At 63.3% G+C, this 15,594-nt stretch carries 15 protein-coding genes and 1 pseudogene; 6 read left to right on the top strand and 10 right to left on the bottom strand.

The genetic code is table 11. The features are described 5' to 3' along the window. Positions 1–197: pseudogene (locus C448_RS02125) on the bottom strand (IS4 family transposase); the annotation flags it as partial. A 161-nt stretch (positions 198–358) separates the two neighbouring features. Between C448_RS02125 and C448_RS02120 the strand changes: the two are divergent. After that, positions 359–1,792 carry a hypothetical protein gene (locus C448_RS02120; protein ID WP_004051560.1) on the top strand — a complete coding sequence of 478 codons (1,434 nt, stop codon included), beginning with the start codon at positions 359–361 and terminating at the stop codon, positions 1,790–1,792. A 556-nt stretch (positions 1,793–2,348) separates the two neighbouring features. Here C448_RS02120 and C448_RS02115 read toward each other — a convergent pair. Genes C448_RS02115 through C448_RS02105 form a run of 3 tightly spaced genes read right to left on the bottom strand, consistent with a single transcriptional unit; the run spans position 2,349 to position 4,902 of the window. After that, a complete protein-coding gene (locus C448_RS02115; RefSeq protein WP_004051559.1) occupies positions 2,349–3,347 on the bottom strand; it encodes a lysylphosphatidylglycerol synthase transmembrane domain-containing protein in 999 nt (332 codons plus the stop codon). After that, positions 3,344–3,985 carry a PHP domain-containing protein gene (locus C448_RS02110; RefSeq protein ID WP_004051558.1) on the bottom strand — a complete coding sequence of 214 codons (642 nt, stop codon included), beginning with the start codon at positions 3,983–3,985 and terminating at the stop codon, positions 3,344–3,346. The genes C448_RS02115 and C448_RS02110 overlap by 4 nt, the downstream gene beginning before the upstream one ends. After that, a complete protein-coding gene (locus C448_RS02105; protein WP_004051557.1) occupies positions 3,985–4,902 on the bottom strand; it encodes a decaprenyl-phosphate phosphoribosyltransferase in 918 nt (305 codons plus the stop codon). The genes C448_RS02110 and C448_RS02105 overlap by 1 nt, the downstream gene beginning before the upstream one ends. A gap of 140 nt (positions 4,903–5,042) precedes the next feature. On the opposite strand from C448_RS02105, the gene C448_RS02100 reads away from it, so the two are divergent. Both C448_RS02100 and C448_RS15775 read left to right on the top strand, forming a co-directional pair. Next, positions 5,043–6,137, top strand: a complete 1,095-nt coding sequence (locus C448_RS02100) for an NAD-dependent epimerase/dehydratase family protein (protein ID WP_004051556.1) — start codon at positions 5,043–5,045, stop codon at positions 6,135–6,137. 228 nt (positions 6,138–6,365) lie between these two features. Beyond that, positions 6,366–6,716 carry a transcription elongation factor Spt5 gene (locus tag C448_RS15775; RefSeq protein ID WP_152415499.1) on the top strand — a complete coding sequence of 117 codons (351 nt, stop codon included), beginning with the start codon at positions 6,366–6,368 and terminating at the stop codon, positions 6,714–6,716. 440 nt (positions 6,717–7,156) lie between these two features. Here the strand turns inward: C448_RS15775 and C448_RS02095 are convergent, their stop codons facing one another. Together C448_RS02095 and C448_RS02090 are read right to left on the bottom strand one after the other, a co-directional pair. Continuing rightward, complete coding sequence (locus tag C448_RS02095) at positions 7,157–7,924, bottom strand: creatininase family protein (RefSeq protein WP_049916026.1); 768 nt, start codon at positions 7,922–7,924, stop codon at positions 7,157–7,159. A gap of 286 nt (positions 7,925–8,210) precedes the next feature. Then, positions 8,211–8,426 carry a cold-shock protein gene (locus C448_RS02090; RefSeq protein WP_004051554.1) on the bottom strand — a complete coding sequence of 72 codons (216 nt, stop codon included), beginning with the start codon at positions 8,424–8,426 and terminating at the stop codon, positions 8,211–8,213. A 240-nt stretch (positions 8,427–8,666) separates the two neighbouring features. On the opposite strand from C448_RS02090, the gene C448_RS02085 reads away from it, so the two are divergent. From C448_RS02085 to C448_RS02075, 3 genes are all read left to right on the top strand, one after another. Further along, positions 8,667–9,431 (top strand): GTP cyclohydrolase III, encoded by a 765-nt coding sequence (locus C448_RS02085; protein WP_004051553.1) that lies wholly within the window; start codon positions 8,667–8,669, stop codon positions 9,429–9,431. 68 nt (positions 9,432–9,499) lie between these two features. Continuing rightward, positions 9,500–10,027 carry a CBS domain-containing protein gene (locus tag C448_RS02080; RefSeq protein ID WP_004051552.1) on the top strand — a complete coding sequence of 176 codons (528 nt, stop codon included), beginning with the start codon at positions 9,500–9,502 and terminating at the stop codon, positions 10,025–10,027. Between the two features lie 66 nt (positions 10,028–10,093). Then, positions 10,094–11,449: an ABC transporter substrate-binding protein gene (locus tag C448_RS02075; protein ID WP_004051551.1), complete on the top strand. Its 1,356-nt coding sequence runs from the start codon at positions 10,094–10,096 to the stop codon at positions 11,447–11,449. 9 nt (positions 11,450–11,458) lie between these two features. Here C448_RS02075 and C448_RS02070 read toward each other — a convergent pair whose 3' ends face one another. The 4 genes from C448_RS02070 to C448_RS02055 all read right to left on the bottom strand — a co-directional run bounded on the left by C448_RS02070 (position 11,459) and on the right by C448_RS02055 (position 15,590). Continuing rightward, on the bottom strand, positions 11,459–12,223 hold the full coding sequence (locus C448_RS02070; RefSeq protein WP_004051550.1) for an ABC transporter ATP-binding protein: 765 nt from the start codon (positions 12,221–12,223) through the stop codon (positions 11,459–11,461). Continuing rightward, positions 12,220–13,101: an ABC transporter ATP-binding protein gene (locus tag C448_RS02065; RefSeq protein ID WP_004051549.1), complete on the bottom strand. Its 882-nt coding sequence runs from the start codon at positions 13,099–13,101 to the stop codon at positions 12,220–12,222. The genes C448_RS02070 and C448_RS02065 overlap by 4 nt, the downstream gene beginning before the upstream one ends. Next, complete coding sequence (locus tag C448_RS02060; protein WP_004051548.1) at positions 13,094–14,425, bottom strand: branched-chain amino acid ABC transporter permease; 1,332 nt, start codon at positions 14,423–14,425, stop codon at positions 13,094–13,096. The genes C448_RS02065 and C448_RS02060 overlap by 8 nt, the downstream gene beginning before the upstream one ends. Before the next feature lie 61 nt (positions 14,426–14,486). Continuing rightward, complete coding sequence (locus tag C448_RS02055; protein WP_004051547.1) at positions 14,487–15,590, bottom strand: branched-chain amino acid ABC transporter permease; 1,104 nt, start codon at positions 15,588–15,590, stop codon at positions 14,487–14,489. Positions 15,591–15,594: the final 4 nt, after the last annotated feature.

Here is a 15,594-nt window from a genome sequence, read left to right as displayed (position 1 = left end):
CCGCCGAAGGTTTCGATGTATGCCTGGCGGAATTCTTCAAGAGTTCTGTAGTTATCGGAGAGGAAGCCGATAGCGAGCGACCAGAAGAGGGCGTCAGCTTTCAGTTTCCCGCCCTCGCGCTGGATCAGCCCGGTTGCGCGAGCAAGCTCGCGCAGCCGGCTGTTCGGAAACGTTTCCACTAACCGCTCCTCTATCACCGTATCCGGTGNGTGGGAGTTCCATTCACTCTCCACCGGCTTCTCAGAGCGCTAACAACTGGCGTTCTTCGGCTATCTCAGAGTTAGCCTAGAACGGATGGACTCACCACCCATTCGGCGCGGACGAAAGCACCTAAGCGCCGTCGGCTGGATGGACGTGCATGACCGGCGGCACCGACTCCACACGTCACTCCGCCGGCCTCTTTTCGCTCCGACGCGTTCTCGCGATCGGCTGGGTGACGCTCACCACGGTCGTCTTCTGCAACGTCCTCATCAAGTTCGTCGATCACCAGCTGCTCGGCGCGAACACGCGCATTCCGAAGTTCTGGCCGTTCAGCAAGTTCACCCTCCGTATCGATCGAATCCCCCTGCCGGACGCGCCGATCCTCGCCGTCGTGGCGATCGCGGTCTTCCTCGTCGCAACCGTCTACCTGCTCCGTACCGACCGTAACTCCGTCGTTCCGGTCATCGTTGCCGGCATCGCTCTTCTCGTGCTGACGACGCTCACTCACGGCGTCGGGCCAGGGCTGCTCAGGCCGCTCTCGGCACCGGGCAGCTACGAACGGGCGGCCATCGGCATCGCCGACCCCGGCGGCTACTACGAGGCCGCCGTCACCGTCGTGGATCCCGTCCGATTCCTCGAAACGTTCGAACAGCAACAGCTGAGCCTGCCGTTACACGCGCGCACGCATCCGCCAGGGGCGGTGTTCACCTTCTATCTCTTCGAGGTGCTGCTCCCGTCGTCGCTTGCGGTCTCGCTCGTCGTCGGCACGCTCTCGCTCGCACTCGCGGCGCTACTCCTCTTTCGACTGCTCGAAACGTACTATCCGCGCGATGTCGCGCAGTTCACGACCTTCCTGTTCGTCCTCCTGCCGGCCGTCCAGATCTACGCGCTGACGACGCTCGACATCGTCATCACGGTCGCGATGCTCGGGGCGATCTACTGCTTCACGCGCGAGTCACGGCTCCTCGCGGCGCTCGGCACGCTCGCCTGTGTCTTCGTCGCCTCGACACAGACGTTCGTCTTCGTCTTCGTCCTTCCCGTGCTCGCCGCGTTCGCGGCCATCCGTCCCGCGAAACGCCGCCCGTTCGTGGTCGTCCTCATCGGATTGCTCGGTACCTATACCCTGCTCGCGGTCGTCTTCGACTTCAACTATCTCAGCTCGTTCGCCGCCGCCTCCCAGCAGCAGAACCCCGGCGGCTTCCTCCTGTTCGCCGAACCGCTGCGCTATCTTTACACGCGCATCGAGGACGTCGCCGAGATCGCGCTGTTTTTCACACCCTACCTGGGACTGCTCGCGATCGCCGGCACGCGCGTCCTCTGGCGGGGCGCACGCGGCCTCAGCACGCACGATCGCGAACCGCTCGTGCTCTTCGGCGCTGCCGTCGTCTCGATCCTGGGCCTGTTCGTCGGCGGCGTCTACCATACCGGCGAGACCGCTCGCGGCGTGCTCTTTCTCTATCCATTCCTCCTGCTACCGGTCGCCGCCGCACTCCGCGCGACGAACGCCTCGCGAGCACGACGGGCACTGCTCGCCGCAGCGGTGTTCGGACAGGCACTGTTGATGCAGTTGATCGGCGATTACTGGTGGTAGAACCCCACTTTTTTAGACGGGGGCATCGCGCGCTCGTTTCACTCGCGCGCTCAACCCCCGTCCAAAAACCTGGACTAAAAACTCCTGCTCACTCGCGGTGCTCGTTCGCAGTGAACCGCGCTCACGTTCGTTCGCGCGGACAGTCGTTTTCCGCTACTGCACCGCCAACCGCCCACATACCTCCCCAACCGATTCGCTCACTCCTTCCGGTCGCTCGCTCATCCACCCTCAGAACGAAGTTCTGACGAGCCTGCACTCGCTACGCTCGTGCAGACCTCACACAGTGTTCGTGCTCGGCGCTCACTTGGCTCACGGATCCGTCCCTCCCCGTTCGCATCGAGGTCGTTCGAGAGAGCGAAGCTCTCTCGTGATCTCGAAGTGCCTTCGGCACTTCGAAGAATCATCGGAAGACTGTGGTCTTCCGAGATGACGAGACGCCTGCGGCGTCTCGAACCACATTCACTATGTTCGTGCCTCGCGCCGCTCGCACACGAGCGCGAGCGCGCGCCACAGCAACCATTTGTGTCCGATTTTCGGTTCCGGCTCCGACCGACTGTCAGGCTTCGGCGCTCGACCCGGTGAAGAGCTTGTGTGCGCTGAACACGACGAAGCCGAGGATGGCGGCGTACCAGAGCGTGCCGACGCGGATGACCATCGTCGCGCCGACCGCGATCGGTTCGGCGATGCCGAACGTGAGGAGCACGCCGGTCATGCTCGCCTCGGCCGCACCCAGTCCGCCGGGCAGCATGCTCACCGCGCCGACGACCGAGCCGAGCGCGAAGACGAACAGACCGACCAGCAGGGAAGTCTCGACGCCGAACCCGCGGAGCGTGAGCCAGAGCGCGACGCCTTCGAGTCCCCACGCGACGATGCCGAGCAGCGTGGCCACCGAGAGCGGGCGGAGCCGAAAGAGTCTGTACGTGCTCTCGTAGAGCGTTTCGAGCCCTTCGGCGTAGTCGCCGATGACGGGTAGCGATCCGACCCACGAAAGCAGACGGAGACAGCCCGCCCGCCACTGGAGCAGCCCGATCCCGAGCGCGAAGACGACGGCGACCGCCACCAACACCGCGGGCGAGCGCCCGTAGGCGACGACGCCGAGCGCGGCCAGCAGCGACAGCGAGAGCAGATCGGTGATGCGTTCGGCCCCCACGACGGAGGTCGTCCGACTCGCTGGTACGCCCGCCTCGTCGCGCAGCAGCCACGCCTTCCAGACCTCGCCCGCCTTTCCTGGCGTGACGACCATCATCAGCCCGCTGAAGAACACCGTGAGACTCGTCTTCAGGGGCACGTGGATATCGAGCTCGCGCAGGTAGAACTCCCACTTGGCGAAGCGAAAGCCGTAGCCGACGGTCGTCAGGAGAACGACGGCTCCGAACGCCCAGAGCTCGAATTCCGAGAAGGCCGCGATCACCTTCTCGGCGTCGGCGAGGACGAACAGCGCTGCGAACACCACCACAGTCAACACCGCCGTCACCCAGACGCCGTGGTCGCTCACGAGCCGGCGGATGCGTCCCCTCGACTCGTCCTTGCTCGCTCCCTCCAGCGTGTCGCTCATCGCAGCCCTCCGATCGCCCGTCGCGCCTGTTGGACCTTCGTTGCGACGTGCCCCGAGAGATAGCGCCCGTGCCCGCACGGCGTCGTCGTTCCCTCGCGAATCGCCTCGCGGAGCGTGCCGTCGAACTCGGTTGCCGCGCGACCGACCTCCATCGGGAAGTGGGCATCGCTGCCGCCCGTGATCGCCAGCCCGTGATGGGCGGCGAACGCACGCGCCTGCCGATTGAACAGCGGGCGCACACACCGGGAGTTCGTCGCCTCGACGCCGTCGACCGCCGCTGCGATCGCCGGTAGTTCGCGGTCGTAGAACTGCCGCATCGTGTCGAACGGATGCGAAAGCACTGCGATCCCGCTCTGCTCGTGAATCTCGTCGATGACCGTCAGCGGGTCCGTCTTCGGCGGGGCTTCCTCGATATCGATGCCGAGCAGGTGGCCCTGCGTGGTCGTCACCTCGACGCCCGAGACGACGTCCAGTCCATCCGGCGCATGCTCGCGGACGCGGTCGACGTTCGCGAGCGTGTCGTGGTCGGTCACGACGATCCCGTCGAGTTCCGCGTCCGCGGCGGCCGCGGCGACCTTTTTCGGCGGTGTAGCCGAACACGGCGAGGCGTCGGTGTGGACCTGGAGATCGTAGCGCATCAGCCGAACACCCCGACGAGCCACGCACGCGGGCGACCGTAGAGGACGACGACCGCGATCAGCCCCCAGAAGACGAAGTTGACGAGCAGCTGTCGATCGACGAGCAGCGCGCCGGGCGACGCGCCGGCCTTCGTCGTGTAGACGAGATGGTGATAGCGGAAGACGCCGAAGAAGGCGAAGGGCAGCGTGAGCATCATCGCGAGCTTCGCGCCCGTGAACGTGTAGATCGAGTAGGACATCAACAGCGTCGAGATGACGATCCCGAGCAGCTGATCGAGCGTCTCGGTCGTGTAGTCGGCGAGCGTCGCACGCGTCTCGCCGGGCACCTCGCTGGCGGCGAACTCGTGGCGACGCTTGCCGAGCGCCAGCAGGAGTGCCGCGAGGAACGTACAGACGACGAGCCACGGGCTGAGCGCGACGCCGATGGCGACCACGCCCGCCACGGCCCGGAGCACGAACCCGATGGCGATGAGCAACACGTCGACCAGCACGACGTCCTTGAGATACAGCGAGTACGCCGCGTTCTGGACCAGATAGGCGACGATGATCGCGACGAACAGCGGGCCGAGCGTGTACGAGAGCGCGAACCCCGCGACGAGCAGGGCGACCGCGAACGCGCCCGCCGTCTGGACGCCTACCTGCCCGCTCGCGATCGGACGATTGCGCTTGTCGGGATGTTTGCGGTCCTCCTCGACGTCGCTGATGTCGTTGAAGATGTAGGTCGCGCCGGCGACCGCACAGAACGCCGCCACGGCGATCGAGACCCGTCCCCACGCCATCGGATCGAACAGCTGCTTCGAGAAGACGATGGCGATGAGGATCACGCCCTGTTTGTACCACTGCCACGGACGGATCTCGTAGGCGAGACCGGCGGCCGTGCGCACGAACCCGGCCTGCTGTGTCTGCGCCTCACCCATTGGCCCTCATCCACGGCCGCGAGACATAAACCTGACCGATCGATACGCACCGTTTCGGACCGTTTCAGGCGTGAGAATCACTCACAGGCAGTCGTATCGTATCGGTAGATAGTTGAAACGTCCCCCATTACGGCGAGCCTATGCAAGCGCACGCACACGACGACGACCGACTCGCCGAGCCCGGCTCGCTGCTCGTCACCGGCGGCACGGGGTTCCTCGGACTCCACACCTGTGAGTACTTCGCCGAGCGCGGCTGGGACGTGACCGCGTTCGATCTCAAACCGTTCAAACCCGAGGACGAGATCGATGGCGTCGATTTCATCGAGGGCGACGTGCGCGACGAGGAGACGGTCAGCGCCGCGATCGACGAAGTGGACGCCGACGCGATCGTCCACACCGCCGCCGCGCTCCCGCTATGGGACGACCAGCGCATCCGCGAGACGACGATCGACGGCACGCGCAACGTGCTCTGGGCCGCCAAGGAAGCCGACGTCGAGCGCGTCGTCTACGTCTCCTCGACGGCCGTCTACGGCACTCACGACCACCATCCCATCACCGAGGAGTCACCTCTGGATGGTGTGGGTCCCTACGGCGAGGCGAAGATCGAAGCCGAGAAGATCTGCCGTGACTTCCGCCGGATGGGTCTCTGCGTCCCCATCCTGCGCCCGAAGACGTTCATCGGGCCCAAGCGCCTCGGCGTCTTTCAGGTCCTGTTCGACTGGATCGAGTCGGGCGCGAACGTGCCGATGGTCGGCTGGGGCAACAACCAGTACCAGCTGATGCACGTCTACGATCTCGTGCGCGCGATGGAGTTCATGTTCGCGAAGGACGAGAGCGACGTGAACACCACGTTCAACGTCGGTGCCGAGGAGTTCGGTACGATGAAGGAGGACTTCCAGGCACCGATCGATTACGCGGGCACCGGCAAGCGCACCGTCGGAACGCCGACGCCGCTGACGGTGTTCGCCCTGCGCGTGCTCGAAAAACTCAACCTCTCGCCGCTGTACCCCTGGGTCTACGAGACCGCCCACGAGGATTCCTATGTCTCCGTCGAGAAGCTCCAGTCGCTCGGCTGGGAGCCGAAATACTCGAACAAGGAGGCGCTCGTCGAGACCTACGAGTGGTATCTCGAGAACTACGACGATCCCGAAAGCGAGGGCACAGGATTGGACCACCGCGTCGCCTGGGATCAGGGTGCGCTCACGCTCGTCAAGGGCGTGTTCAAACACATCTGAGAGGGATTGGCACTGATATTCGGGAGTTTCACGTTACAGATACTCGATTTCTGAAATCGGTGTGTGAGATGCAGGGCGCGTATCTTGCACGTCCCACGCTCATACTTATCCCGCCAGCCCTGAGGCCGACAAAATACAATCTCTCCTACAGAAGTCGGACCCTCCAACCTTGATACGTGGAATCCGATGCTGATGCAGAGTTTTAAGACTCCAAACGAAACGCGACATATGGAGCTAGTCGATCACTGGAGCCATTCAGTCAATACAATAGCACTTATAGCAATTCTACTTGCTGTTCTTGTTGCTCTAGCTGCAAGTGGTCTCTCAGTACTATCAACGGCAATCCTACTCTGTATCGGCGTTATCGCTATTCTGTCGCGCTCCTCGCTTGCATCCTACGTTTCGAGCGAGGAAGAGGACAGACCCGAGAGAGATGACCCTCTCGACACGCTGAAGAAGCAATACGTACAGGGCGAAATCTCTGAAGATGAGTTGGAACACCGGCTCAAGTCGTCTATGGGGCCAAAGAGAGTGGAAAATGAACGTTCCGACCGACAACCAGTGAGGGAACAAGAATAGCACCCTGTCAGCAGCCACTTGCTTGCTGACAGGGTAGTATTCCGGTTGGTCGAAGACAAGACTAACGTACTCATCAAATCAATAGACAATTATGACCAGTAGATCCAAAACCTTCTTTCAGGGCAATGCCTCTGGCTGGGGTCTCACAGAAGCGATAGTTGGTATCTGCTGTCTCGCTTCGATACTGATCTACGATGGTGTGATAGTTACGATATTTCTCATTGTCATAGGAGTCAGCTTAGTTGGACATGGGATCTCATCTATATACAAAAATGCATTTTGACCATTTAGCGACGGAGAACGCTAGTGGTTACAACCATCCGACCGGCAAATCTCCGGGTTCAGAGTGGAAATCTGTCGTCGGTCAGAAAACGACCGATCTTGCTGACAGGGGCGTTCGGAATTAAACGATGCGGGGCTGCTGACAGGGGTTCAGACAATTACAGTTTTCGGACAGCATCGCGCTCAGTTTCGATCTGCTCGACATATGCAGTCGCTATCGTATCGAGAATTGCTTCCCCGGCCTCGGGAGTCGCCTCTCGGGGATCACCGAGCACGCCGTTTTCAGTGATTGCCTTGAAACCTTCACTGAGTAGTTGGGAGGTAGTGATTTCCTCCTCGTGACCGACCTCAATTCTATCCGTTCGGACGAGTCCCTCGTTCACTGCCAGCACAACAGCCGTTTCTATGGCACCTGCGTGAATTACAGGTTCTTCGTACTCGATGCCCGCCTCACTGAGTCCCTCATTCTGTAGTGACATGAGTTCGTCAAGGTCCGCGAGGGCGATTACGTTCGCGTCGATCTCTCGGGCAATCTCTGGTGCGACAGTGTTGACGGGCGCGAAATTGCCCCCGTGAGCGGCTACGAGAACGATGTGTTCGAAGCCGTGTTCATCTAATGACCGGCAGTACGAACGAATAATGTTCATCAGCGTCTCGGCTGGAATTGTGATGGTTCCCGGAAATTCCATATGATGGCCTGAACAGCCGGGCCGAATCGTTGGGGCGGCGAGTGCATCGCCAAGTTTCTCAGCGATTCGTCGTGAGAGTTCATCGCCTTGAAGAGTATCCATAATCAGTGGGAGGTGCGGTCCATGTTGCTCAACTGATCCAACGGCTACAACTGCCGTCCGTGTTCCTTGTTCAAGAGCGGTCTCAACCTCTGGCCATGTGTACTCCTCAAGGAGTACTGAGCTTCGAGAAAGCATCCGCGCATCTTGATGTTGGTTCCGAGGGTATAAATTCAGCCGTGCGAATCATCACGGATTGTGAGCGTTCACAGTCCTCCTTCCCCCACCGCGGCGCAGGCGGGATAAGCATGAGCCGGAACCTGCAAGATGCATTCTCTGTATCTCGCCCACCATCTCTATCCGTCGTCCCGACTATCGGTCTCGTCCAGGATACCCGGATCAATCACACGCCAGAAATGCTTACAGCCAGCGCTCATCGGACTGTTATGCACTAAAAATTCGAACTGTTGGTTATCGCTTTCGCTTACAGTCGGGTGAGATTGCTCGCGCGCGGGCCCTTCTGCGACTGTTCGATTTCGAATTCCACATCCGTGTCTTCTTCGAGATCCGAACCGCCGATGTCTTCCATGTGATAGAACACGTCCTCGTCGTCATCGAGATCCGTTTCCTCGTCCTCGTCGACTTTGATAAAGCCGTAGCCGCCCTGATCGTTGAAGAAATCAACCGTACCTTTCGTCATTACATCCGGTCATAGAGCGCTGCCGGGGATAACGCTTCCGAGGGTCGTGATACCACGATTTCGATTGTACGCAGGTGAAGCAGCCGGTCGCATGAGCTGCTGATAGAGCCTCTATGCAGCACGCTATCTCTCCCAACTACTGGAGGGGATTCGCACAAAACTATGGAGTGGCCTGATGATCCCTCTGAGCCGTCGTCGATCGAAGCGCCGATACCGCCCCGCTGCCAACCGCTCACAACCGTGACGAACACGCAGCTCACACTGATCCAGATCGACAACTACGGCCCATGGACGGTGACGCCGGAACCGCGGCGCGAAGTCGACCTCCAGACCCTCCAATCGCGGCTGTACGCCGACCTCTCACAGCTGTTCGGCAACCGCGATGGCTACGTCTTCTTCTCGCGGTTCGACAACATGGTGGCCGTCACGAACGGGATCGACACGGATGCCCACGCGCTCATCCAGGAATCGATCGGCAACCGCTATCCGGTGACGGTGAGCCTCTCGATCGGCACCGGCGAGACGCCGGCGACGGCGATCGAGACCGCGAGCGAACAGCTTCAGGCTGCTGGCAGCGCACAGGCCAGCGATCGCCGCGAGATACTCCGCGGCGAACCGGTCGCCGACCCGGATCGCACCGCAGAAGACGTCCAGATCGCCCACTTCGACGTGAACGACGCCACCGGAAAATATACGGACAGGTTGAACGAGTTCGATACGTTCATCAACATCGAACAGAGCTACGCCGAGCTGATGCGCTATCTCCGCGAGACGCACGACTCGCTGTCGTTTTTCGTCGGCGGCGACAACATCATCGCCACCTGTCCGGATCTCGACGCCGAGCAGTATCACGACGCCATCGATCACGTCAGCGAGGCGGTCGGCGTCGAGCTCAAGGTCGGCGTCGGTCGGGCGGCGGACGCCCAGTCGGCGGGCATGGCCGCCAAACACGCCCTCGAAACCTGTCGGTACGACGGCCGTGACGTCGTGTTCGGCGACCAATGAGATAGAACGGCGGCGCTCTTAACCCTACTGGAGATACTTTTTAGCACGCACGGCTGGAACGGACCGGTATGAGCAGTGCTATCACCGTGCGGGAGATCATGACCCGGGAGTTCCTCGGGGTGAGCGAGAGCGACGACCTGCTCGAAACGGTCGAACTGCTCCTCGACGAGGCTGCTGACTGTGCGGTCGTCCTCCGCGGACGCGACCCCGTCGGGGCGCTCGACGAACGCGATGCGCTTTCGCTGCTCGTCGGCGAAACCGACCCCGCGGCGGCGACGGTGACGGACGCCATGGACGACGGGATCGTTCGGGTCGCCTCCAATGCCTCGCTCACGGCAGCAGCCGAGGCGATGGCCCGCGAGGAGGTCGACTGGCTGCTCGTCGTCGAGGACGAACCGGTGGGCGTGGTCTCGGCGTACGACATCGCCACCGCCTCGACGATCGCGCCCGTCGCCGAGGAAGGAACCGTCTCGACGGCGACCGACCCATCCCCGACCTACGACACACAGGGGATCTGTGAACACTGTGGGACGCTTACGCATGATCTCGTGACCGTGAACGGTCAGTCGATCTGTGCGAACTGCCGCGAGAACTGAAACCCGCTCCCGGCGGTCGGTCCTAGAGGCAAGATTTATATTGCCATCAGGGAACATACTGGTGACATGGCACGAACTACCAATCGGCGCAAGTTCCTCGTCGGTGTCGGAGCTGCGGGTCTCGCCGGCTTCGCCGGCTGTATCGGCGGTGGCGGCGGTAACGGAAGCGGCGGCAGTAACGGGACAGGTACCAGCGGCGGTGGCGGGGGCGGCAACGGAAGCGGTGGCGGGGGCGGGGGTGGTGGTCAGACGATCAAGATCGGCATTCTCCAGCCGACGACTGGCGACCTCGCATCGGTCGGCAAACCGATCCAGAAGGCCGCGCAGCTGCCGGCACGACAGTTACAGAACGCCGACATGGAGTTCTCCATCGAGACACAGATCGAGGACACGCAGACGGACCCGCAGGCAGGTATCAGCGCTGCCCAAGCGCTCGTCGATGCGGGCTTCCCGGCGATAACGGGTGCAGCCTCCTCGGAAACGTCGATTCAGGTCGCGAAGAACGTCACGATCCCCAATCAGGTCGTCCTGACCCCGCCGGCGAGCACCTCGCCGGCGATCACCGGCCTGCAGGACAACGGCTACGTCTACCGGACGGCACCGAGCGACGCGCTGCAGGGTGAGGTGCTCGCACGGGTCGCCAGCCAGCGCGTCAACGCAGCGGCGGTGTCGGCGATGTTCGTCAACAACTCCTACGGCCAGGCGCTCGCCGACAGTTTCGTCCAGGCGTTCGACGGCAACGTCCCGGCGCAGGTCTCCTTCGAGAAGGCACAGTCGTCGTACAGCTCGAAGCTGCAGGAGGCGATGTCGTCGAGCCCCGACGGACTGCTGGTCATCGGCTATCCCGAGAGCGGCAACCAGCTGTTCCGCGATTTCTACTCGAACTACGGCCGCGACACGACCATCCTCGTCACCGACGGGCTGCGCGCGCCCGAACTGCCGAGCGACGTCGGCCAGTCCATGACGAACGTCGTCGGCACCGCGCCGATCGCCGCCGGACCGGCCAAGCAGTTCTTCACGAAATCGTTCAAGGACGAGTTCGGCAACGAACCCGGCGTGTTCACCTCGCAGGCCTACGACGCGACCGCGGTCCAGATGCTCGCCATCGCCGCGGCCGGCGAGAACACCGGCTCGGCCGTCCAGCAGAACATGGATCCGGTCGCGAACCCCGGCGGAGCTGAAGTCACGCCGAAAAATCTCGCCGAGGGGATCGGGATGGCCGCCAACGGCGACGACATCAACTATCAGGGCGCATCGAGCAGCGTCAACTTCGACGAGAACGGCGACATGCAGTCGGTCGGCTACGAGATCTTCAGCTACACCGAGGGTGGCGACATCGAACAGCAGGACACCGTCGAGTTCGAAGCCGGCGGCGGTGGCGGCGGTGGCAACAACAGCAGCGCGGGCACGACGAGCGCCTGAACGGGCGTTTCAGCCGCCGAGGAACTCCCGGCGGACCTCGTCGTTGTCGAGTAGTGCCGCGCCGGAGTCGGTGAAGCGGTTCTGGCCCTGGACGAGCACGTAGCCACGGTCACAGCGCGAGAGCGCCTCGATCGCGTTCTGTTCGACCATCAGCACGGCCGTCCCGGCGTCGTTGATGGCGTCGATCCGATCGAACATCTCGTCGACGAGATCGGGTGCGAGCCCGGCCGACGGCTCGTCGAGCAGGAGGAGGTCGGGATCGAGCATCAGTGCCCGTCCCATCGCCAGCATCTGGCGCTGCCCGCCCGAGAGGGTGCCCGCACGCTGGGACTGGCGCTCTTCGAGGATCGGGAAGCGTTCGAAGACGTCCGCGAGACGCTCCTCGGGCACCGAATCGAGGATATACGCGCCCATCTCCAGGTTCTCGCGCACCGAGAGCCCGGCGAAGACGTTCTCGTTCTGTGGGACGTAGCTCACGCCCCGGCGGATCACTTCCTCGGGAGCGAGACCGCCGATCCCCTCGTCGTCGAAGGCAATCGAGCCATCCATGTGGGTCGCCAATCCGAAAATCGCCTTCATCACCGTCGACTTGCCAGCGCCGTTCGGCCCGACGATGCTGACGTACTCTCCGGAACCGACCGCGAGATCCAACGCCGAGAGGATCTGCAGATCGCCGTAGCCCGCGTCGAGATCGGTGATCGAGAGCAGGCCGTCGGTGGTCGCGTCGCTTTCGCCCGTCTCCGTGTCGTCCGTGATTGCGTGTTCATCGCTCATACGTTCGCCCCCAGATAGGCGTCGATCACCTGCTCGTTCTCGCGGATCGCCGCCGGCGCGTCGTCGGCGAGCACGCGCCCCTGGTGCATGACGATGACGCGCTCGCAGTTCTCCATGATCACGTCCATGTCGTGTTCGACCAGCAGGAAGGTGTAGCCCTGTTCGCGGAGTTCGTCGATCCGTTCGAGGAGTTTGCGTTCGAGCGTCGGATTGACCCCTGCGAGCGGCTCGTCGAGCAGGACGACCTCCGGATCGGTCAGCAGCGCACGGGCCATCTCCAGCAGTTTGCGCTGGCCGCCCGAGAGATTGCCCGCGTACTCCTCGGCGAGATGATCGATCTCGAAGAATTCGAGCGTCTCCCACGCCCGCTCGCGCAGCTCGCGCTCCTGGGCCTGTACCGACCGGCGTACGCCCGGCAGCACCGCCCGCCAGAGCGACTCACCCTGCTGGCCGCGCGGCGCGAGCAGCATGTTTTCGAGGACCGTCATCTCCTGCAGTTCGCGCGTGATCTGAAACGTACGAACGAGTCCACGGGCGGCGATCTCGTACGGCTGCAGGCCCGTGATCTCCTCGTTGTGGAGCTTCACCGAGCCACCGGTCGGGCGATGGACGCCCGTGATACAGTCGAACGTGGTCGATTTGCCAGCGCCGTTCGGCCCGATCAACCCCGTGAGTGATCCCTCCTCGATGGCGAAGCCGGCCCCGTCGACCGCCGTCAGTCCGCCGAACTCCATGCGGAGATCGTCGACCCGGAGCGGTCGCCCGGGCGGTATCTCGCGGGCAGCACGCTCGACGTCCGAGTCCTCTTCGGGATCGATATCCGTGATCTCCTCGGGGTTCTCACCCTCGATCGCCACCCCCGTATCGCTTTCACTCATCGTCGACCTCCGTCTCGCCGCCGTCTGCTTGGCCGGCCGCGGTCCGCTCGCGCGCGAGCGAGACGGCCGCGGCGGTCTCCTTGCGGTGGCCGAGCAGTCCATCGGGTCGGTTCTGCACGAGATAGACCAACACCACCCCGACGAGCACGAACCGGAGGCTGGAGACGTCGGCGAGCGTGTAGGCGAGCAGCGGCCCGACATCCAGCGAGCCGAGCGCGGCGATCGCGTCGGTGAACGTGTTCGGCGCGCCGCCGAGGTCGACGGTCTGTTGGACGAGCCGGCGGACGAACGTCGGCCCCTCGAACAGCAGCCCGGCGAACAGCGCGCCGCCGATGACGCTGCCGGTGTTCGAGCCAGAGCCACCGATGATCAGCGCGATGAAGACGTAGAAGGTGATGATCGGGAGGAACAGTGCGGGGTTGACGAGTTGTTGACTCCCCTGCCAGAGAATCCCTCCTAACCCCATCAGCGCACAGCCGAGCATGAACGTCTTGATCTTGAACCGGTTCGTGTTCTTCCCGAGCGAGCTCGCCACGAGTTCGTCCTCGCGGATGGCCTTGAGCACCCGTCCGAACGGCGAGTTGCCGACGCGCGTGAGCAGGAGATAGAACAGGCCGACGAAGATCACGAGCACGATCGTGTAGGTCCAGTCGACGACGACCGGTTCGTCAAGTCCAAGCGTTTTGAAGAAGCCGAAGACGGCCTCGCCGAGCCCCGTTTTGCCGGCGGCGGGGCTCGATGGCGTCGTGTAGTAGAGCGCCATTACGGGGTTGGTCGGCGTCTGGATGCCCTGTGAGGCACCGGTGCCGAGGTCGGCACCCGCGATCGAGAAGGTCTGGAAGGTGGTGGAGTTGTACGTGAGCCGGATAATTTCGGAGAGGCCGAGCGTGACGATGGCCAGATAGTCTGCCTTGAGTCTGAGTGCGGGTAGCGCCGCGAGCGCGCCGACGAGCGCCGCCGCGACCATCCCGCCGACGACGCCGACCCAGAGTGGAAGACCGAGCCCGGGGACGCCGCCCGCCGCGGGGCTCGCGGGTGCGGTGAGCATCGCCATCGTGTAGACGCCGACGGCCATGAACCCCGCGACGCCGATGTTGAGCAGGCCGGCGTAGCCCCACTGGAGATTCAAGGCGAGCGCGAGCAGCGCGTAGACGGCCGCGAAGAAGGTGATTCGTTGCAATGTGCTCGCAAGCCCCGCGATATCGAGCCCGAGCGCCATCCCCAACACCGTGAAGCCGACGTACAGCCCGAACAGCACGCCGAGGATCAACACGGCGTCGTTGTCGGGCAGACGGGCCGCGACCCGCTCGGTGGCGCTACTCATCGGTCGTCCACCCCGTTGATCGCGTACACGATTGATGACGGCGGTACGTACCGCGGGTCGGTCATGCGGTCGTCACCCCGCCGAACAGCCCCGACGGTTTGACCAACAGCATGAATATCATGACGAGGAAGGCCGCGACGGTGGTGAAATCGGATGGTATCCAGACCAGCGACACCGTGCTCGCGAGCCCGATGAGCAACCCGCCGAACATCGCGCCGTAGACCGAGCCGATGCCGCCCAGAATGACCGCCGCGAAAATGAGGAGAAGGAGCACCCAGCCGAAGTCGAAGGCGATGGTGCCCGTTTCGAGCGTGATGAGATAGCCCGCTGCGCCGGTGAGCCCGCCGCCGATGACCCACGTCGCGCGGACGACGCGCTCGGTGGGAATGCCGGTGACGCGCGCGAGATCGCGGTTGTCGGCCATCGCGCGCATCGCCGTCCCGAGCTTCGTGTACTGGAGGACGACGTGAACGCCGACCAGCAGGCCGATCGCACAGATCGCGAGCGTCGCCTCGTGGGCGTTGATCCGGATGCCGACACCGGGAACGGCGATCCCGGGGATCGACCCACCGGTGATGCCCGGCCGACTGGTGCCGAAGACGAACGCGATCAGATAGCGCAGCGCGAGCGCGACGCCGACGCTCGCGATGAGCAGCGAGATCCCCTCCTGATCGCGCATCGGCTTGTAGACGAGTCGATCGATGAGCAGGGTGAGCGCGATGGTGAACACGACCGCCATGACGAGCCCCGCGACGACCGCCAGCGGCGTCGAGACGACGCTCACGCCGACGCTACCCGCGCTCGCGTCGCCGCTGACGCCGAGCAGGAGGAGATCGCCGACCGATACCGTGCCGAACCCCGCGATCACGTAGGTGGTCGCCCAGCCGGCGAACGCGCCGCTGGAGATGTAGTCTCCGTGAGCGAAGTTGGGAAAGCCGAGGATCGAATACGTCATCGAGAGCCCGACCCCCGCGAGCCCGATGACCAGTCCGAGGATCAGCCCGTCCTTGAGGAAGACGGCGAGGCTGAGCACCGACAGCGAGCCGCCCAGTAGTTTCGAAACCAGATCGACCGCCAACAGCACGCAGACGACCGCGACCAGCAGTGTGAGGGGTCGTTCGGCGACGACGCTCCGGCCGCGAGAGTAGGTTTCAGCAATCCCCATGATA

The organism is Halococcus morrhuae DSM 1307 (assembly GCF_000336695.1).
In the GTDB taxonomy this organism is placed as follows: Archaea; Halobacteriota; Halobacteria; order Halobacteriales; family Halococcaceae; genus Halococcus; species Halococcus morrhuae.
The sequence above is the reverse complement of the archived record's forward strand: the minus strand, read 5'-3'. Positions and strand labels throughout refer to the sequence as shown.